The organism is Salinibacterium sp. (assembly GCF_031364185.1).
Classification (GTDB): domain Bacteria; phylum Actinomycetota; class Actinomycetes; order Actinomycetales; family Microbacteriaceae; genus Rhodoglobus.
The window spans coordinates 1-17,067 of the sequence record NZ_JANLVV010000050.1; the positions used below are offsets into that span (position 1 = coordinate 1).

The 17,067-nt window shown below is 66.0% G+C and carries 21 protein-coding genes; 7 read left to right on the forward strand and 14 right to left on the reverse strand.

Annotated elements, in window-relative coordinates; genetic code table 11:
- The 7 genes from RMN95_RS02455 to RMN95_RS02485 all read right to left on the reverse strand — a co-directional run.
- Positions 1 to 519 (reverse strand): ABC transporter permease (locus RMN95_RS02455; RefSeq protein ID WP_397545228.1); only part of this gene is annotated, 519 nt, incomplete at its 3' end.
- Positions 516 to 1,457 carry an ABC transporter ATP-binding protein gene (locus RMN95_RS02460; protein ID WP_309615375.1) on the reverse strand — a complete coding sequence of 314 codons (942 nt, stop codon included), beginning with the start codon at positions 1,455 to 1,457 and terminating at the stop codon, positions 516 to 518. The genes RMN95_RS02455 and RMN95_RS02460, both read right to left, overlap by 4 nt.
- 10 nt (positions 1,458 to 1,467) lie before the next feature.
- Positions 1,468 to 2,853, reverse strand: a complete 1,386-nt coding sequence (locus RMN95_RS02465; protein ID WP_309615376.1) for an aminotransferase class V-fold PLP-dependent enzyme — start codon at positions 2,851 to 2,853, stop codon at positions 1,468 to 1,470.
- A gap of 44 nt (positions 2,854 to 2,897) precedes the next feature.
- Complete coding sequence (locus tag RMN95_RS02470) at positions 2,898 to 3,110, reverse strand: DUF2945 domain-containing protein (protein ID WP_309615377.1); 213 nt, start codon at positions 3,108 to 3,110, stop codon at positions 2,898 to 2,900.
- Positions 3,111 to 3,204: 94 nt separating this feature from the next.
- Entirely contained in the window at positions 3,205 to 4,128 is a 924-nt protein-coding gene (locus tag RMN95_RS02475) for an SDR family oxidoreductase (protein ID WP_309615378.1), read from the reverse strand.
- A gap of 68 nt (positions 4,129 to 4,196) precedes the next feature.
- A complete protein-coding gene (locus tag RMN95_RS02480) occupies positions 4,197 to 4,805 on the reverse strand; it encodes a cold shock and DUF1294 domain-containing protein (RefSeq protein ID WP_309615379.1) in 609 nt (202 codons plus the stop codon).
- A gap of 49 nt (positions 4,806 to 4,854) precedes the next feature.
- Entirely contained in the window at positions 4,855 to 5,262 is a 408-nt protein-coding gene (locus tag RMN95_RS02485) for a VOC family protein (protein WP_309615380.1), read from the reverse strand.
- A gap of 94 nt (positions 5,263 to 5,356) precedes the next feature.
- Between RMN95_RS02485 and RMN95_RS02490 the strand changes: the two genes are divergently transcribed.
- The 3 genes from RMN95_RS02490 (at position 5,357) to RMN95_RS02500 (ending at position 6,817) form a co-directional block, all read left to right on the forward strand.
- Complete coding sequence (locus tag RMN95_RS02490; protein WP_309615381.1) at positions 5,357 to 5,689, forward strand: hypothetical protein; 333 nt, start codon at positions 5,357 to 5,359, stop codon at positions 5,687 to 5,689.
- A 30-nt stretch (positions 5,690 to 5,719) separates the two neighbouring features.
- On the forward strand, positions 5,720 to 6,004 hold the full coding sequence (locus RMN95_RS02495) for a hypothetical protein (protein ID WP_309615382.1): 285 nt from the start codon (positions 5,720 to 5,722) through the stop codon (positions 6,002 to 6,004).
- An 81-nt stretch (positions 6,005 to 6,085) separates the two neighbouring features.
- Positions 6,086 to 6,817: a membrane protein insertase YidC gene (locus RMN95_RS02500; RefSeq protein WP_309615383.1), complete on the forward strand. Its 732-nt coding sequence runs from the start codon at positions 6,086 to 6,088 to the stop codon at positions 6,815 to 6,817.
- A gap of 148 nt (positions 6,818 to 6,965) precedes the next feature.
- Here RMN95_RS02500 and RMN95_RS02505 read toward each other — a convergent pair whose 3' ends face one another.
- A complete protein-coding gene (locus tag RMN95_RS02505) occupies positions 6,966 to 7,832 on the reverse strand; it encodes an NYN domain-containing protein (RefSeq protein ID WP_309615384.1) in 867 nt (288 codons plus the stop codon).
- Between the two features lie 92 nt (positions 7,833 to 7,924).
- Here RMN95_RS02505 and RMN95_RS02510 point away from each other — a divergent pair, with 92 nt between their 5' ends.
- Positions 7,925 to 8,599, forward strand: a complete 675-nt coding sequence (locus RMN95_RS02510) for an SDR family NAD(P)-dependent oxidoreductase (protein ID WP_309615385.1) — start codon at positions 7,925 to 7,927, stop codon at positions 8,597 to 8,599.
- Here RMN95_RS02510 and RMN95_RS02515 read toward each other — a convergent pair.
- Positions 8,583 to 9,641, reverse strand: coding sequence for an AI-2E family transporter (locus RMN95_RS02515; protein ID WP_309615386.1), 1,059 nt, complete (start codon positions 9,639 to 9,641; stop codon positions 8,583 to 8,585). The two genes, RMN95_RS02510 and RMN95_RS02515, sit on opposite strands and share 17 nt — an antisense overlap.
- A gap of 119 nt (positions 9,642 to 9,760) precedes the next feature.
- Positions 9,761 to 10,552 carry an alpha/beta hydrolase gene (locus tag RMN95_RS02520; protein ID WP_309615387.1) on the reverse strand — a complete coding sequence of 264 codons (792 nt, stop codon included), beginning with the start codon at positions 10,550 to 10,552 and terminating at the stop codon, positions 9,761 to 9,763.
- A 367-nt stretch (positions 10,553 to 10,919) separates the two neighbouring features.
- On the opposite strand from RMN95_RS02520, the gene RMN95_RS02525 reads away from it, so the two are divergent.
- Entirely contained in the window at positions 10,920 to 12,611 is a 1,692-nt protein-coding gene (locus RMN95_RS02525; RefSeq protein WP_309615388.1) for a long-chain-fatty-acid--CoA ligase, read from the forward strand.
- A gap of 11 nt (positions 12,612 to 12,622) precedes the next feature.
- On the opposite strand, the gene RMN95_RS02530 is transcribed toward RMN95_RS02525, so the two are convergent.
- From RMN95_RS02530 to RMN95_RS02540, 3 genes are all read right to left on the reverse strand, one after another.
- Positions 12,623 to 13,138 (reverse strand): DUF427 domain-containing protein, encoded by a 516-nt coding sequence (locus tag RMN95_RS02530; RefSeq protein ID WP_309615389.1) that lies wholly within the window; start codon positions 13,136 to 13,138, stop codon positions 12,623 to 12,625.
- Between the two features lie 70 nt (positions 13,139 to 13,208).
- Complete coding sequence (locus tag RMN95_RS02535) at positions 13,209 to 13,649, reverse strand: hypothetical protein (protein WP_309615390.1); 441 nt, start codon at positions 13,647 to 13,649, stop codon at positions 13,209 to 13,211.
- Positions 13,650 to 13,715: 66 nt separating this feature from the next.
- Entirely contained in the window at positions 13,716 to 14,474 is a 759-nt protein-coding gene (locus RMN95_RS02540; protein WP_309615391.1) for an alpha/beta hydrolase, read from the reverse strand.
- 41 nt (positions 14,475 to 14,515) lie between these two features.
- Between RMN95_RS02540 and RMN95_RS02545 the strand changes: the two genes are divergently transcribed.
- Positions 14,516 to 15,859 carry a glucose-6-phosphate dehydrogenase gene (locus tag RMN95_RS02545; protein ID WP_309615392.1) on the forward strand — a complete coding sequence of 448 codons (1,344 nt, stop codon included), beginning with the start codon at positions 14,516 to 14,518 and terminating at the stop codon, positions 15,857 to 15,859.
- A gap of 91 nt (positions 15,860 to 15,950) precedes the next feature.
- Entirely contained in the window at positions 15,951 to 16,439 is a 489-nt protein-coding gene (locus RMN95_RS02550) for an SRPBCC family protein (RefSeq protein WP_309615393.1), read from the forward strand.
- 364 nt (positions 16,440 to 16,803) lie between these two features.
- Here the strand turns inward: RMN95_RS02550 and RMN95_RS02555 are convergent.
- The coding region (locus RMN95_RS02555; RefSeq protein WP_309615394.1) for an FBP domain-containing protein at positions 16,804 to 17,067 on the reverse strand (264 nt) is incomplete at its 5' end.

Here is a 17,067-nt window from a genome sequence, read left to right on the forward strand (position 1 = left end):
GAACAGTGGCCGCGGCACAAGTCCGGAAAGCCCCACACCGATGGCCGCCACGACGCCCAGCTCGATCGCGAGCACGAGAATCGACACCGCGATCGCCCCCGGAGCGAGTTTGCCGACGATCGATGAATACACCAGGAATGGCACCGCCGCCGCAAGGAACGCCAGAGCGGTGATCCAGGCGGCGAGGAACTTGCCCGTGATCAGCTGCCAGGTGGTAATCAGTGTCACCTGTGTGGTCGCCAGGGTGCCGGCATCCCGATCGCCATTGATCGCATTGCCGCTCAGCGCGGGGGCTACCAGGGTGCCCAGCAGCAGCACGAAGTAGATGATCGTCGAATAGATTCCGGCGCCTCCGGAGTCGTTTGCCCCGAATCCGTTCAGTGCGATCGAGAGCACGACGGTGACGATTGCGATGAGGGCGATGAACACCCCGATCAGCACGTACCAGCTGACGGTGCGCACACGCTGGCGCAGTTCGAGAGTCAGGATGACCCCGACACTAGAGATGAACGCGCTCATGCCGGATCTCCCGTGCTCAGGTCGAGGAAGGTGTGCTCGAGATCGCCGACCGCCGGTGCAAACGTGCTGATGGCCACGCCTGATCCGACGAGGGAGGCCAGCAATGTGGATGCCGCGGCCTCACCGGCAAGCGGAATCACCAGTTCTGCGCGGTCGACGGTAATCTCGTCCCGCCCGATTCCCGCGGTCTCGAGAGCCGCGCGCAGGGCCTCCACATCCGCTGCTCGGATGCGCCACGGTCGCGCGCTGGCCCGACTGCGCGCGAGGGCCTCGGCGGACGCGGTCACACCTGCTTCGATGTAGACGGCTCCGTCGGCCATCTCGTCGAGTTCGGCGAGCACGTGGCTGGAGACCAGCAGTGTCTTTCCCTCCGACGCGAGCCGGCGCACGAGGATGCGCAGTTGCGCGCGAGCTCCGGGGTCGAGCCCGGACGCCGGCTCGTCCAACAACAGCACCTCGGGGTCATGGACGAGGCAGCGCGCAAGGCTCAGTCGTTGCTTTTGCCCCCGGGACAGCACACGGGTGGGGCTGTCGGCGAGTTCGGTGAGATCGACCAGGGTCACGAGCTCCGCCGCGCGACGTGCCGCCGCCGACCTGTCCATCCGGTACATGCGGGCGGTGAACTCGAGGGTGCTGCGCACGCTCAGGTTCGCCCATGAGCCGAGCACGTCCGGCATCCAGCCCAGCCGCGATCGCACCTCGGGGGTGGCATCCATCGGGTCGAAACCTGCGATCCGGATGCTCCCACCGTCTGGCCGCAGCAGCGAAGCGAGCATCAGCATGAGCGTGGTCTTGCCCGACCCGTTCGGGCCGATCAGGGCCGTGACGGTGCCGGGCAGGGCAGCGAAACTCGCGTCTCTCACGGCACGAACCTGGCCGAACGACCTGCTCACATGCTCAACGACAATGCCACCCTGCAACAGTTGAGCCGACGTCATGTAGCCGATTCTATCGGGCGATGGACGTCTCCATCGCGCGGCGCACGGCGGCCACTGAGGTCGCCACATCCTCGGCATCCGTCGACCAGTTGCTGACAGAGATGCGAAGCACGTCGCGGCCCGCCCAGCGGGAGCCGGACATCCACACCTCGCCGTCGGCAATCAGCGCCTGGGTGACCTCACGGGTGCGCTCGTCGGAGCCGAACGACAGGCAGACCTGGGTGAAGACGACGTCGTTGAGCACCTCGACCCCGTCGAGTGCACCCAGAGACGTCGCGAGGGCTCGCGCATTCACGGCGAGGCCCTCGACGAGGTCGATCACGCCCCTGCGCCCGAGAGAGCGCAGTGCTGCCCAGACCGGAATACCGCGCCCGCGTCGCGACATCTCGGGCACCAGCTCGAAGGGGTCTGGCGGCCCATCCTGAGCCTGGATCAGATAGCTGGTGTGGATGCCGAAGGCCGTGCGGACGGCGCCGGGGTTGGCAACGATCGCAACGCCGCAGTCGTAGGGAACATTGAGGGTCTTATGGGCATCGGTGGCCCAGGAGTCGGCGCCGTCGAGACCATCAAGGTCGACGTCCCAGCGAGGGCTGGCCGCGGCCCACAGTCCGAAGGCGCCGTCCACGTGCACCCACGCGCTATTTTCGTGGGCGATCTCGATGCAATCGCGCATGGGGTCGAACGCCCCGGAGTGCAGGTTGCCCGCCTGGAGGGCGACGATCACGGGGCCGTCGATTTCGGCGAGAGCGAGGGCGAGGGCATCCGGTCGCATTCGACCCTGGGCGTCGGCGTCGATCAATTGGGGCAGACCGAGGCCGAGGTAGCGCAGGGCCAGTTCGACGCTTGCATGAACCTCGGCGCCCACCAGCACCGTGACCTGTGGGGCTCCCTGAAGACCGTGGGCGTTGACATCCCAGCCCACTTTATGAAGCACGTCGCCCCGGCCGGCGGCGAGGCCGACCATATTTGCGGTGGTGCCGCCCGTCACGAAACCCACTGCGGCCGACGTCGGCAGGTGAAGTAGGTCGAGCAGCCAGCTGCCTGCGGCCTCTTCGATGGCGGCCGCGGCGGGGGTGGCGTAGCGCAGGCCCGCGTTCTGGTCCCAGGCGCTGACCAGCCAGTCGGCGGCCAGCGCCGCTGGCAGCGTGCCCCCCATCACCCAGCCGAAGAAGCGGCCGGAGGGGATTGCCATCAGCCCAGGCTCGGCTTTGCTCGCCAGCTCGTCGATGACTGCGGCCGCGGTGGTGGGGCCGTCGGGCAGCGGGATGCCGAACTCCAGTTCGTCGGCGGTCTCACTGGGGCGCACCGGGCGGGTGGCAATGGAGGCCAGCCACGCGCTGGTGTGCACGTGCGCGCGGTCGAGTGCTTCGCGATACTCATCGGGGTCGAATGGCATGCCTCACGGTACCCCCGGGGCAGGGGAGCGGCAACGGGGTGACCCTAACTCGAGAGCCTGCGCAGCGCGCTGCCCTTATGCGCCGCTTTCGCCTCCGTCTTCTCGGACTGCACGATGAAGGCGGGTTCGATGGATGACGCGGTGAACTTCTGGTTGGCAAACTCGAAGTCGCTCACCTTTCGCTCGACGATCGTGCCGCGCGTGCGTCCCTGGGACGTGGCCCAGCTGACCCTGTCTCCTGCTGATAGATCTGCCATGTTTCCACGGTAGAAGAATTGGGCAGGCAGATGCGAGGCCTTGACAGCGGCGACTGTGGGCTTTCCGTTCGGCTGGTCCTGCTGGGCTGCGCCCTTACCCGTAGGTGACCCCCGTCAACTCTTCCGAGACGGTCCACAGCCGCGCGGAATCTGCGGCGTCCAGAGCCCGACGGGGTACATGGGCCAGGGTCGCCGGGCCGCGGATCTCGAGGAAGCCGTTCGGGCCGTAATAGGCGCCGGGCGTCACATCCAGACTCGTTGCCGCGAAAAGTGACGGCAGGATCCCCTCGGGTATCTGCTGGAAGAATGTCTTAGTTACCCAGGTCGTGAAGCCGGAGAGCTCTCGACCCTGCCGCGGACCGGCCACCTGCAGGTTGGTTGCGGTGCCGCCGGGGTGGGCCGCCGTGCTGGTGATTCCCCAGCCGGCCGTATCGCTGCGCACCTGCAGTTCGCGCGCAAACATGAGGTTCGCAAGCTTGGAGAGGCCATATGCCCCAAACGGCACATATCGATTCAGGGATTGCAGGTCATCCCAATTAAGTCGACCCGCTCGAGCCGCGAGGCTACTCGTACTCGTCACTCTGGGATGGTCGGCGGCGCGGAGCGCAGGGAGCAGGTGCCCGGTGAGCGCGAAGGGCCCGAGGTGATTGCTGCCGAACTGCAGCTCGAAACCTTCAGCAGTGGTCATGCGCTTCGGAGGCGCCATCACCCCGGCGTTGTTGATGAGGATGTCGAGCGGTCGGCCGTCGGCCGTCACGGTGGCGGCGAACGCCGCGACGCTGTCGAGGGACGCCAGATCAAGCATCCGGATCTCAAGTTTTGCGGCAGGCATTTCGCGACGCACTCGATCCACTGCAGCCGCACCTTTCTCGACCGAGCGAACCGCGAGAATCACCTCAGCGCCCGCCTTAGCGAGCCTGCCGGTCAGCCCGAAACCCAGCCCACTGTTGGCGCCGGTAACGATGGCGAGCCGGCCGGTCAGGTCGGGTACTTTATCGGCGAGGGATGGTGCTGGCATGCTGGCTCCGGTCGTAGTGGATCACTGCTCCTATCCAAACACGCGCCAGCACTTCTCACACCGCGCGGTCACCGTGAAAGCAGGCCGGCCACCAGGTCGCCGAGCGGCAGCGGGCTCAGCAGCGCGAATGCGATCGTGTTGATGACGACGGTTACCCAGAATGGCCCCAGGAAGCTCGGTTTGCGGGTCTTGTGGCGAAGCCATTGCTGCGCAAGAACCGCGCCGGGCCAGCCTCCCAAAATGCCCAGCAGCAGGAGGGTCACCTCGGGCACCCGCCACCGACCGGCCCGGGCCGCCGACTTATCCGCCGCGTAGGCAACAAAACATGCCACGCTCATGATGACGAAGATGGCGACGAACCAGCGAGAGATCGGCCACAGGGTCGACAGGGAGAAGGCGACGGCCACGAAGGCGGCGATCACGAGGTAGCCCACCAGCGCCGGGTACGGGCGTGAGCGTGGCGTGCCGCGCGGGCCGTGCACGGCGACAGCCTGCACTCGACCGTCGGCCGCCTTCTTCGGCTCGAATGACAGGATGTCACCGATTTCGGGGCGGAGGGCATCCCGAGTGAATGCCGAGATGTGCACGAAAACCCGCTTGCCGCCGCCCGCCGGGGTGATGAACCCAAACCCGCGGTCGTCGTTCCACGAGTTCAGGATGCCGTGGATGCGCGTCATTCAGAGATGTTAGCGCCGCGCGAACTGCTGCCCCGTTACTCCGCGGCCCCTATTCGCTGACGTTGACCATCCAGTTCACTCCGAACCGGTCGATGCACATACCGAACATCGCGCCCCAGGACGCCTGCTCGAAAGGAGCCGTCACGGTGCCGCCATCGGAGAGTTTTTCCCAGTAGCCCCGCAGCTCGGCCTCGTCCTGGCCGAACAGCGACACCGACATAGTGTCGCCCGGGTTGTACCCCATCGAGCTGGGTGTGTCGGACGCCATCAGGGTCAGCCCGCCGGGCGTCACCAATTCGGAATGCATGATTTTGTCGACCTCTGCCGGATCGTCGCTCGCGTGCATCTCACCGAAGGTGTTGAGGGTCAGTTCACCGCCGAAGACGGAGCGGTAGAACTCGATGGCCTCACGGGCGTTATCCTTGAAGCCGAGGTACGGATTGAGTTTGGTAGCCATGTGAGCACTGTACACATTGCAGCGGAGCAGCGGAAGAGGGGGCACAGTGTGCATTCACAACGTGGACCGTCGCGCCCGGCAATACAGTGGTGGCATGGCCGAACTCGTTGTCGAAGTGCACGTTCCACTGGTAAAATCCGCTGACCTTCAGGATGGCGACTACGCCTTTCCCTGGATCGACGACGTCACCGAGTTCGTCGCCCAGCTCGATGAGACTCCCCGATACGACGGCGCCACGATGTATGACGACTCGGAGGAGTGGAGCGACCACTACGTGTTCTTCCTCGCCGGGGCCCCGGAAGACTCACTGATCAGGGCCGCGAACGACCTCATCCAGCTTCCGGGAGTGCCCGTGGGCGCCTTCGCGATGGTGACCGACGCGGATGCCGCTACCTTCGGCGAAGGAACCAGGGTAGAGCTGGGCTGACTCGCGCATCGCCTATAGACTCGGGCCACGATGCGCACCCTGTATGAGCGACTGGTCATGATGGCCACACTCGTGGTCATCGCGCTCGCGATCTCACAGGAGTCACCCCAGACGTTCGTCATCGTCGGAGTCGCTGCGGTGCTGCTGTTATCGGCTGTTCGCAGTGCCGCGGTCGTTGTCGGGTCACTCGAGGTGACGGTCGGATCTCGGGCGCGTGCACATCGCGAAGCGCTGAGCGGGATGCCCGCGCCGCGTCATCCCTCAACCGCAGGTTTGCCTTTGACGAGGGCGCCGTCGCAGGGGATAGCCGCGTAGCCCAGACCGCCGGGTTCTCCCGAGGCGGATGCTGCGTGGTCGTTCGACCCACCCCTCCGCTTCGACAGTCAGGACCCCCTTGTGGACCCTTTTGCCCTTCCTCTCATCGCCCAACTACTCGACGCCGCGTACCTGCTCGTCGAGTCGATTGCCGCACTGCTTCACCCGCTGGCAGGCGGCGCCAGCGCGGCGATAGCCGTCGTCGTGCTCACCATGACGGTGCGAACACTTCTTATCCCGGTCGGCATCTCGCAGGTGAAAGCCGAGTGGGCGCGGCGTCGACTCGCCCCCCGGTTGCAGGCACTGCAGCGCAAATACAAGAAGAATCCGCAACTGCTGCAGCGAAAAACGATGGCCCTACACAAGGCCGAGAACGTCAGTCCGTTTGCGGGCATCCTGCCGACGCTGCTGCAGGCGCCCGTGATCTCGCTCGTGTATGCGCTCTTCATCCGCGGCACGATCGGGGGCCACGCCAACGCGCTGCTCGCGTCAACCATCGGCGGGGTGCCGTTGGGCGCATCCCTCATCACCACCGGCATTAACTGGCCCGGCATCGCCGTCTTTGCCGCACTGCTCATCGTGATCGCGGTCGTCGCTTGGATCTCGCGGCGCATCGCGCTTCGCCTTGCCCTTCAGCCAGTGGATGCCCCGGCCGCGGTTCGCCTGAACGCGGTGCTCTCGTGGCTGCCGTTTCTCACGCTGGTCTTTGCTGCCGTCGTGCCGCTGGCGGCCACCCTGTATCTCGCCACCACCGCCACGTGGACACTGGTGGAGCGGACGATCCTCCGTCGCCGCTACTGGGGCCAGGTCTGACGCACCGGGCCCGCGACGGCGGGAGTCGTTCTCTCTGCGGCGGGAGTTACTCACGGGTGGCGGGACTCGCTACTCCCGCCGACGGTGGCTAACTCCCGCCAACGGGTGCGGGGCGACGTGGAGACCGGGGTGACGCTCCGGGCCGCGATCAGGTTTTGGTGCGGAGGCGGATCTTTCTGTTGGTGGTGCCGCTGTCGAGTTCAACGATTTTCTCGAGCGACTGCGCAAAGTCGGTGAACGTCTTGAAGCCGAGCGCGCGCTCCTGGAAGGTCGGGTCGAGGCGCAGCATCTGGCTCTTAATCCCAGCGCTCGACTGCCACTCGTCGTCGGTTTTCTCCTGCCCGAGTTGCAGGGCGCGCACGAGAAGGTCAGTCGCGACATCCTTTTCGCTGCGAGGTTTCGTCGACCTGCGCGTCTTCGGCTCGGTCGGCTCGGTCGAGGTGGTCGGCGTTGGCGCCGTCACGCCGGGAAGCGCGTCGTAGTCCTTGAACTCATTGCAGGCATAGGCCAGGGCGCGGCTGGTCGACCCTGCGACCCCGATGCCCACCACATAGCGATTGAGCTGCTTGCAGCGCTGCGCGAGTGCGATGTAATCGGAATCGCCGGCCACGATCACCACGTGGGTGAGGTGCGGCAGGCGGAACAGGTCTTCGGCCACGTCCAGTGCGAGGCGGATGTCTGCGCCATTCTTGCCGGAGGCCACCGTGGGAAACAACTGCACCAGGTCGACGGCGCGCTCAATCAGCTGGCGGCTGTAATCGGCATTGACGGCGACCGACCAGTCTGCATAGGCCCGACTGACAGCGATCGTGCCGAAGGAGGACGCGTAGTCGAGCACGGCCCCGAGATCGACTTTGGCTTCGTCGAGAAGTCGGGAGGTGGCGGGATCCCTCGGGTCAAGATCTTTCACCTTCTGAACCCGGTTGCCTCGCCCGTGAAGCTGGTTATAGCGGGAGATCACGATGTTGTCGAAGTCGATGTAGACGGCAACGCGGGTGTCTGTCGGTTCGGCCATCGGGCCAGTCTGACCTGCCTGCCGTCGCTTGGCAATCTGGCTTCCTGCGTCGTGGGCTTTTGCTCGCACGCCGATGCGCATAGTGTCGCACTATGGCAGATCTCAGCGGGTCAGTGGTGTTGGTTGTCGGAGCGACGGGCGGGCTCGGTTCCCTGCTGTCGCAACAGTTGGAAGCGGCGGGCGCGATCGTGCTTCGCTCTGGCCGAACAATGGCTACTCTCGCAGCCGACCTGCGCGACGACAGCGCGGCGGCCACCCTCATCGAGGCCGCCGCCGCGGTGCACGGCAGGCTAGATGGGCTGGTGATCGCGGCCGGCGTTGTCGCGTTCGGTCCGGCGAGTGAGGTGTCGGATGCCACGCTGCGCGAGCTGTTCGACGTGAACACTCTCGCCCCCGTGCGCCTGGTGCGCGCCGCGACGCCTCACCTCGCCGCGGCGGCACAGTCTGGCGGCGCGCCCTTCGTGGTGACGCTCAGCGGAGTGGTCGCCGAGTCTCCTACCGCCGGCCTCGCCGCATACTCGGCCTCAAAGGCGGCGCTGGCGGCGTTCACCCAGGCCGCGTCGCGAGAGCTGCGCCGGGCATCCATCCGCATCATCGATGCGCGGCCGGGTCACACCGAGACTGCGCTGTCGACGCATCCTCTCGAGGGAACCGCTCCCGCGTTCTCGGCGGGTCTTGCACCCGAGGCGGTGGCCGCGCGCATCGTCAGGGCGATCATCGACGGTGAAAAAGACCTGCCGAGCGGCGCCTTCAGCGGCGCTTCGTAGCGGGCAGCACCGCTGCGGCCTGGGGCGCGTTCCAGACTTTGATGATCGCCCAGGTGACCGCGGCGATGGGCACGGAGAGCACTGCGCCGACGATTCCACCCACGATGGTGCCGGCGGTCAGGGCAAGCAAAATGACCAGTGGATGCAGTTTCAGTGACTGGGCCATCACGACCGGCTGCAGGAAGTTGCCCTCCAGTTGGTTGACCCCGATCACGATGATGATCACGATCAGGGCAGTTAATGGTCCACTCGCCACCAGCGCGATGAGGGCTGCCAATGCCCCGGCGACGGTCGCGCCGACAATCGGGATGAAGGAGAAGAGAAAGACGATCACCGCCAGTGGCAGTGCCAGCGGAACCTGAAGGATGGCGAGTCCGATGCCGATGGCCGAGGCATCCACGAAGGCGATCACGGCGGTTCCCCGCACGTAGCCGCCGAGCGTGCGCACGGCGGTGTGACCGACGCGGCGGCCGCGCGCGAGCCGGTGCCCCGAGAACGGACGCAGGAAGAACGCCCAGATCTTGTCGCCATCCTTCAGGAAGAAAAACAGGATCACAATCATCAGAACGGCGCCCGTGATGAGCTCGCCGGCGACAGACACCCCTGCCACCGCACCCGATCCGAATTGCGCACTGGTGAGGAAGTCGACCACCGTGTTTCGTGCCGAATCAAGTTGAGCCTGGTCGATCGGGATCGGGCCATTCTCGATAAAGTTCTGTACCTTATCGATGCCTTTGGTCGCCGAGGCGGCCAGGGTGTCCCACTGGCCCCGCACGGCAAAGACGATGAGCGTGACTATGCCGCCGAAGATCGCGATTGCGGCCACCAGGGTGATCCAGGTCGCCAGGATCGCGGGCAGTCCCCGCTTGCGCATGAACATGATCACCGGGCTTGCCGCCGCGGCCAGGATGATGGCGATCAGCAGGGGGATCACCACCAGCTTCAGCTGGACGAGCACGAACACAATGGCGACCGAGAGCAGCGCCACCACGATGATCTGGCCGCTGCGCAGGCTGAGCGCGCCGAGCCGGTCGGACATCATGCTCCGAAGCGTGGGACGGGTCGTGGTCTCTTCTGGCACAGGCCTGGGTTTCATACGCACCACCCCACTCTATTCAGGCGCGAAAGTTAGCGCCGAGGGTTGACAGCGGCCCGACCTGTCTACTGATCTGAGGGATGGGCCTCGAGAAAGGCGACCGCGGCCGCCCTGAACTCGCGGGAAGTCGGGGCGTTGAAGTGGTTTCGGTCGGGGATTTCGAAGAAGGTGCCGTCCGGCGATGCTGCGCAGAGCGCGCGTGACTTCTCGATGATGCGATCGTCACTTCCGGTCGCGAACAGTAGCGGTTGCGATGGAGCGTTATCCACGGTGGGTTGTTCCCCGTCGCGCATTCCCTCGACCAGACTAACGAGAGCGGCGAGGTCGTTGTTCGGGATGCCGGCGGCCATCTGCAGGTACGTGGCCGTGAGCCGGTCATCCGGGGCAGCACCACCCGCAATGAAACGCCGGGCCTCATCGAGCTGGAAGCGGGTCAGCGGATCACCATCGGGGATGCCGCCGAGCACCGCGGTCGTGATGCGCTCGGGGTACTCGCGGGCGGCCTTCCAGCCGACCCGGGCGCCGAGGGAGTATCCGACATACTGCACCTCGTCGAGCAGGAAGGTGTCGAGCACGGCGAGCACGTCGTCTGCCAGGATCTGCATGGTGTAGCTCGCCGGGTCGTGCGGTTTATCACTGGCACCGTGGCCGCGCTGGTCGATGGCGATCACGTGCCGGCCGGCGCGCAGCAGGTCGCGAACCCAACCGGTGAGATTCCAGTTGCCAAGACCGCTCGAGGCGAAACCGTGAACCAGTAGCACTGTGGATGCGTCGGGGTCGCCGAATTCGTAGGTTGCAATGGCGACACCGTCCGCTGCCATCACGCTGCGAGGTTGCGGGGCGGGCGGGTTCGGCACCCGACCATTCTGCCAGCGCCCACACGGAGTCACGGACCGGTCGGTTTCTCCCGCCGCAGTGTCCTGCCGCAGCGCGCCGAGCCCGTACCGCACTTCCACCCGCCACCTCGGGCCGCGCCCGTCACCAGGCCGCGCCGGTCACCGCGCCGTGCCCGCCGCCGCGCCGCGCCCGTCACCACCTGCCCAATTTCCCGCCACCGCTCGCGCCGAGAACGCCGCTTCTGCTGCCTAAACCCAGCTGGACCCAGCAGAAGTGGCGTTCTCGGTGCGAGGCAGCGGTGCAGCGTACGCGGCGGGCAGTCGCCCGGTCTTAGGGTTCCGAACCATCCGGTACCCACTGGCACCCAGGTAAGGCAGAATGCGATTGATGACTGATTTCACTTCCCGGCCCTGGCTCGAGTCGTACGCCAAGGGGGTTTCCGCGGACATAGACACCCCCACGCAGACGCTGGTCGAGATGCTCGACGTGTCGGTTCACCGATACCGACGCAGTGTTGCGCTGGAGTTCTTCGGCGCGGAGACCACCTACGCCGAGCTCGGCGAACAGGTCGCGAGAATGGCCGCCGCGCTACATAAGCTCGGCGTGCAGCACGGCGATCGCGTGGCCCTGGTGTTGCCTAACTGCCCCCAACACATCGTGGCGTTCTACGCGATCCTGCGGGTCGGTGCCATCGCGATCGAGCACAATCCGCTCTACACCGAGCGCGAATTGCGCCACCAATTCGAGGATCACGGCGCCACCGTCGCCATCGTGTGGGACAAGATCGCCGCAACCGTGGTCGGATTTCCGGATGACGTTGGGGTGCGCACCGTCATCTCCGTGGATGTCACGAGGTCGATGTCGCTGCGCACCCGCACCGCCCTGCGGCTCCCCGTAAAAAAAGCGCGCGAATCACGCGCCGCGCTGACCGTCGGTCGGGCGGTGACGGGCGCTCTGGACTGGGCCGCCCTGATCACGACGGCTCGAATAAACCATCGTGTGCCCGGCCCGGCGCTCGGCGATATTGCGGTGCTGCAGTACACCAGCGGCACCACCGGCTCACCGAAGGGCGCCATCCTGACCCATTCGAACCTGAGGGCCAATGCGATGCAGGGCGAGGCTTGGGTGCCGGGCCTGAGACCCGGCAAAGAGACGTTCTACGGTGTTCTGCCGATGTTCCACGCGTATGGGCTCACCCTGTGCCTGACCTTCGCGATGAGCATGGGCGCTCGACTGGTGCTGTTCCCCAAATTTGACGCAAAGTTAGTGCTCGATGCCATGCGCACGTCGCCGGCGACATTCCTCCCGGCCGTTCCACCGATTTATGATCGGCTGGTGACCGCCGCGGAGGCTCGCAAGGTCAGCCTCCGTGGCATCCGCTTCGCTATCTCCGGCGCCATGAACCTGCCGGTCGACACGGTGACCCGTTGGGAGAAGACGACCGGGGGGCTGCTGGTGGAGGGCTATGGGATGACCGAGACCTCGCCGGTCGCGCTCGGCAACCCGATCGGCCCCTCCCGTCGCCCCGGCACCGTGGGAGTGCCCTTTCCCAGCACGGAGATCCGGGTGGTTGACCCCGACGATCCGACGGTCGACAGGGGCGTGGGCGACGCGGGCGAGCTGCTCATCCGCGGTCCTCAGGTCTTCGCCGGGTACTGGAACCGCCCCTCCGACACCGCCGAGACGCTGCTGGCCGGGGGCTGGCTGCGCACCGGAGACATCGTGACAGTGTCGGCCGATGGCTTCGTCACCATCGTTGATCGCATCAAAGAATTGATCATCACCGGCGGATTCAACGTTGCGCCGAGCGAGGTCGAGGCCGTGCTGCTTGCGCATCCTGCCATCGCCGACGCCGCGGTTATCGGCCTGCCCAGCCCCTCCGGTGGCGAGGATGTCACTGCCGTCGTCGTGCTGGCGACCGGCGCCGCGATCGACCCCGTCGAGGTGCGTGAGTGGGCCAAAGCGCGACTGGCCGCGTACAAGGTGCCCAGGCGCATCGAAGTGGTGGATGAACTGCCGCGGAACATCGTGGGGAAGGTGCTGCGCCGGGTCGTTCGTCAGGCGCTGGTCGAGGGCTGACCCGCGGGTCGCTACCAGCCGGCGGTGCCGGGCCCGCCTTTGAATGGGCCGACCACGCGGGACGTGATCCAGCCGCCGTAGAAGTCTCCGGCCTGCGCCTGGACGGTTTCTCCGGCGACCTGGCAGGAGTCCATGGCCGAGGGGTAGACGGCGACCCGGCCAGCGAGCGCCTCGAACCCTCGGGACGGGCTCGGGTAGTACCACGCCGAACGTTCCGCCGTGGCATCCGGAGTCACTACCGACAGGTACTTCGCCGAACCCTTGAACTCGCAGAAGCTGCTGCCGGCGGCGGCCACGAGGCTGCCCTCGGTGAACGCGGACCGAGGCAGGTAATAGACGGGTGGATGACTCGTCTCAAGCACGCGCATCGCATCGGTCGTGTCGGCGATCACCGTACCGCCCAGCGTGACCACGATGCGCTCGGCGGTCGGTTCGACGCGGGGCGGCCGGGGATAGTCCCACACCGACTCCTGCCCGGGCCCGGGTTCGATGCGGCCGAGGCCAGGGCGGTTGTGCGAGTTCTCCATATGCCGAGCATAGGCATCCACTCTGTGAGGGGCCCGCTGCGCGACAGCCCGCTCACCCTGCGGGCAGCGATCAGGCGAAGATCTCTTGCTTCGTTGGAAATGGCATCAGGTCCCCGAAGTCGATCGTTCCACCGAAACGCGCCCGTTTGTAGGGAAGGAGCACCAGCAGCGCAACACCTTCGCGATGCTCGAGCCTCACCTCGACCGCATCGGTCTTCCGTTCGCTGAGTCGGGTGTTGACGATGATGGCACTCGCCCTGGCAGTCGACGCCACCGTGCGCAATTGGACAGTGATCGCCTCGGCTATGTGCGCTGACTCTGGATGCTTACCCAGTCCCGCAAGGTCAACCTCCGCCGACAGCAGTCGTCCCTCAAGATCGGTGACCAGTGCGAACGGGTCGAAGGCGCTGGAGTCGGTGAGTCGGGACTGCGCCAGTCGAAGGGCGGCCGCGAGCATACTGTCAATGTCGCCCTGGGCGGCAATGCTGAGTACGTCTCGCGACAATTGCATGTGCACACCGTATCCATACATGGGCATTCTCCGCTGCCGCCAATACGGGTGGCAGGGCGGCGTGGCTCAGCGGGGGTTCGTCCCCAGTAGCGACCGCACCAAAACGGTGATCTCCATTCGCTCCGCGTCGTCGCCGAGAGTCGAAACTCCGTCTCCGGGTTGCGCGCCGTAGTCACCGAATCCGGCGTGGTTGAGCCCATCGACCTGTTCGAAACGGGCGTCGTCGGGCAGCAGTGCTGACGCCGCCTCGATCTTCTCCGGGGTGCTCAGTGCGTCCTCGCTGCCGCCGATAGACAGCACTTCCAGGCCTGTCGACGACAGGTCGTTCGCGCAGTAGCTGCCGAATAAGACCAGTCCAGCGACCTCGGCGCCGTCGCCGGGGGCCCCGGCGAGCTGGCACGCGCGCACCCCGCCGAGGGAATGCCCGCCGACGAACCAGCGACTCACGGTGGGAGCGTCATCCTGAAACAGCGCCAGCGGTCGCTGGTCGAAAAACGCAAGATTCAGAGTGGGCTTGGTGATGACCACTGTCACGCCGCTGGATTCGACGATTCCCGACAGCTTATAAAGGTATGCGTACGGGTCGACTTTGGCTCCGGGGATGAAAACGAGGCCGGTGCCGGATGCCTCGCCCGTGGGCATCATCACGATCGAGTGATCCGTGGAGCTGATCGACACCGCCGGGTTCTCCCAGGCTTTGATCGCGGCACCGCGGTCTCCCGCCATCACCATGCTCGCGTAGAAGACGAAGGCGGTGACTGCGAGCACCAGCACGACGGCGATCACGATGGCGGCGCGGCGGACTCGACGAAGTACTGAGGTCATGGCATCCATTCTGCACGGTGCCGGGGAGTATCGTCGGCGAGGTGACCGATCGCATTGACACCCTGATCATCCTTGGCGCCAACGGCGACCTGACCTCCCGGCTGCTGCTTCCCGGGCTCTCGTCGCTGCTCGCCTCGACCAGGGGCAGTTCGATCAACCTCGTGGGGGTGGATCGTGGTGAGCTGAGCCAGACCGACTGGCGCGCGAAGGTCACACAGGCGTTCGCCGCAACCCCCTCGAGCCTCGGCACGGCGATCACGAAGGAGTCGCGTTACCTTCAGGCCGACGTGACAAGCGAGTCCGACCTCGCCGCCGTCCTCGCCGCTTCCCCCGGCCGAATCGCGCTCTACTTCGCCCTGCCCCCGGCCGTGACGATCATGGCCTGCACGACGCTGTCGACGATGCCGCTACCCAAGGGCATCGCCTTCGCCCTCGAGAAGCCGTTCGGAACCGATCTGCGAAGCGCGAAGTTGCTCAACAGGCTCCTGCAGAGAATGCTCCCGGAAGAGCAGCTGTTTCGCGTCGACCACTTCCTCGGCAAATCCACGGTACTGAACATGCTCGGGGTTCGTTTTGCGAACAGGATTTTCGAGCCTCTGTTCTCCGCCCCCCATGTCGAGAAGGTCGAGATCGTCTTCGACGAAACTCTCGCCCTGGAAAATCGCGCTGGATACTACGACAAGGCCGGCGCTCTCGTCGACATGATCCAGAGCCATCTGCTGCTGGTACTCGCTCTCGCCGCGATGGAACCCCCGGCCAGTCTCGACGCCGACGACCTTCGTGGTGCGATGGCCCAGGTGCTCAGGGCGACGAGTATGAAAACGAAGAACGGCTCGTCCAGCCGCCGAGCGCGGTACGGTGCCGGTGGCACGTTGCCGGCCTATACCGACGAAGCGGGGGTGGATGCCTCCCGCGACACCGAAACCCTCGCCGAGGTCACACTTCAGATCGCGAACTGGCGGTGGGCGGGTGTGCCGTTCATTCTGCGCTCGGGCAAAGCGCTTGGCGAGAGTCGACAGGAGGTCATCGTGACCTTTAGAGATGTGCCGCACCTGCCGGGCGGGCTGACGGGAGCATCCGCCCCGTCCAGGCTGAGAATGTCGATGAAGCCGGCGGCGCTCGACCTCGACCTCATGATCAATGGCGAGGGTGATCCGTTCACATTGGAGCCGAGCATCCTGCACGCAGACCTGGGTGCCGGTGAGCTGAACGCGTATGGCGAAGTGCTTGCGGGCATCCTGGAGTGTGACCCGACCCTGTCGGTCCGCGGCGACGTTGCCGAGGAGTGCTGGCGCATCGTCGCCCCGGCACTGGCGGCGTGGCGCAAGAATGCGGTAGAACTCGAGGAGTACCCTGCCGGATCGAGTGGCCCGACGGGCTGGTAGCGTTCGGTCGATCCGCCACGCGATTTGTTGGTGAGTGGCCCCGTCGAAGTGATGCGCTGCTACGAAGAGCAGTCAATCGAAGGGGACCATCATGTCTGGCACGAGCGCAACGGCAGTGGCGGTGGCACAGGCCACTCCGAAGCAGACGTACGAGATCTCGGGGCCGCTGGACCCGACCAACTTCTACCCCAGGTCCGGGGTTCTGCCCGCCGTGAAGGCTGTGCATCACCAAACCGGCAGTTGGGACACGATCGGTCGCACGAGGATGTTGATGCTGTCGGACGGCGGACACGTGATCGAGACGATCACCGACACCGACTCGCCGACCTACTTCGCCTACGAGCTCAGCGACTTTCAGAAGCTGTTCGGGATGCTCGTCGCGAGTGCTCGAGCCGAGTGGCGTTTCGAGCGGCTCGAGTCGGGCACCCGGATCAGCTGGACCTATACGTTCTTCGGGAAACCCGGCCGAGGCTGGATCGTGGCGCTCATTGTCAGGCTGCTCTGGGGCCCGTACATGGCGAAGGTGCTGCCTCCAATTGCTCGCGAGGTGTCGCGGCAGGCGGCCGGCGCCAGCGCCTGAGGCTTCGTCGCAGTGCGGGTGACCCCGGCCTGGGCGTGTCCGCGGACGTCCCGCCCGCGGCCGCGGCCACACCCGCAGCGGCAGCGGCTCCCGCTCTCGCTCCCGCTCTCGCTCCCGCTCCCGTTCCCGCTCCCGTTCCCGTTCCCGTTCCCGTCTCCGTTCCCGTCCGAAATGACGGAGATTCCGGTTCCGTCGGCTCCGGTGCGGCCGCTGTGGCGCGTATAGCCGCTGAGAGTTCCGTCATTTCGGACATGGACAGGGGCAGGACATGGACAGGGGCAGAACAGGGCGGGACAGGGACCGGGGGCGGGAGTACGCCGCACCCCCACGCGCAGCATCCGGCTCCGTCGGTGTCCGCGACTGCTCAGGCGGGCTTCATCACGCTGGCGGTGAACGCCTGCAGTCGCGAGTTGAGACCCTCGATGCGGCCGGCGAGCAACTGTTCAGGGTCAGGCTGCAGTGGATGCGCCGGCGGCAGGATGCGAATCAGGTGCGAACATGCCAGGTCGTCACACAGGTACGTGCCGACGGTGTTGCCGTCGCGACCGGGCTGCCCTGCGCGCGGCGCGGTGAACATGCTGATCTCGTCGGCGCGCCGGGTGATGCGGCACAGCGAACACATCGCGGC

Bases quoted from the DNA above. Each gene is read 5' to 3' on its own strand.
- RMN95_RS02460 (WP_309615375.1), bottom strand. From the start codon at position 1,457: ATGACGTCGGCTCAACTGTTGCAGGGTGGCATTGTCGTTGAGCATGTG.
- RMN95_RS02465 (WP_309615376.1), bottom strand. From the start codon at position 2,853: ATGCCATTCGACCCCGATGAGTATCGCGAAGCACTCGACCGCGCGCAC.
- RMN95_RS02470 (WP_309615377.1), bottom strand. From the start codon at position 3,110: ATGGCAGATCTATCAGCAGGAGACAGGGTCAGCTGGGCCACGTCCCAG.
- RMN95_RS02475 (WP_309615378.1), bottom strand. From the start codon at position 4,128: ATGCCAGCACCATCCCTCGCCGATAAAGTACCCGACCTGACCGGCCGG.
- RMN95_RS02480 (WP_309615379.1), bottom strand. From the start codon at position 4,805: ATGACGCGCATCCACGGCATCCTGAACTCGTGGAACGACGACCGCGGG.
- RMN95_RS02485 (WP_309615380.1), bottom strand. From the start codon at position 5,262: ATGGCTACCAAACTCAATCCGTACCTCGGCTTCAAGGATAACGCCCGT.
- RMN95_RS02490 (WP_309615381.1), top strand. From the start codon at position 5,357: ATGGCCGAACTCGTTGTCGAAGTGCACGTTCCACTGGTAAAATCCGCT.
- RMN95_RS02495 (WP_309615382.1), top strand. From the start codon at position 5,720: ATGCGCACCCTGTATGAGCGACTGGTCATGATGGCCACACTCGTGGTC.
- RMN95_RS02505 (WP_309615384.1), bottom strand. From the start codon at position 7,832: ATGGCCGAACCGACAGACACCCGCGTTGCCGTCTACATCGACTTCGAC.
- RMN95_RS02510 (WP_309615385.1), top strand. From the start codon at position 7,925: ATGGCAGATCTCAGCGGGTCAGTGGTGTTGGTTGTCGGAGCGACGGGC.
- RMN95_RS02515 (WP_309615386.1), bottom strand. From the start codon at position 9,641: ATGATGTCCGACCGGCTCGGCGCGCTCAGCCTGCGCAGCGGCCAGATC.
- RMN95_RS02525 (WP_309615388.1), top strand. From the start codon at position 10,920: ATGACTGATTTCACTTCCCGGCCCTGGCTCGAGTCGTACGCCAAGGGG.
- RMN95_RS02530 (WP_309615389.1), bottom strand. From the start codon at position 13,138: ATGGAGAACTCGCACAACCGCCCTGGCCTCGGCCGCATCGAACCCGGG.
- RMN95_RS02535 (WP_309615390.1), bottom strand. From the start codon at position 13,649: ATGCAATTGTCGCGAGACGTACTCAGCATTGCCGCCCAGGGCGACATT.
- RMN95_RS02540 (WP_309615391.1), bottom strand. From the start codon at position 14,474: ATGACCTCAGTACTTCGTCGAGTCCGCCGCGCCGCCATCGTGATCGCC.
- RMN95_RS02550 (WP_309615393.1), top strand. From the start codon at position 15,951: ATGTCTGGCACGAGCGCAACGGCAGTGGCGGTGGCACAGGCCACTCCG.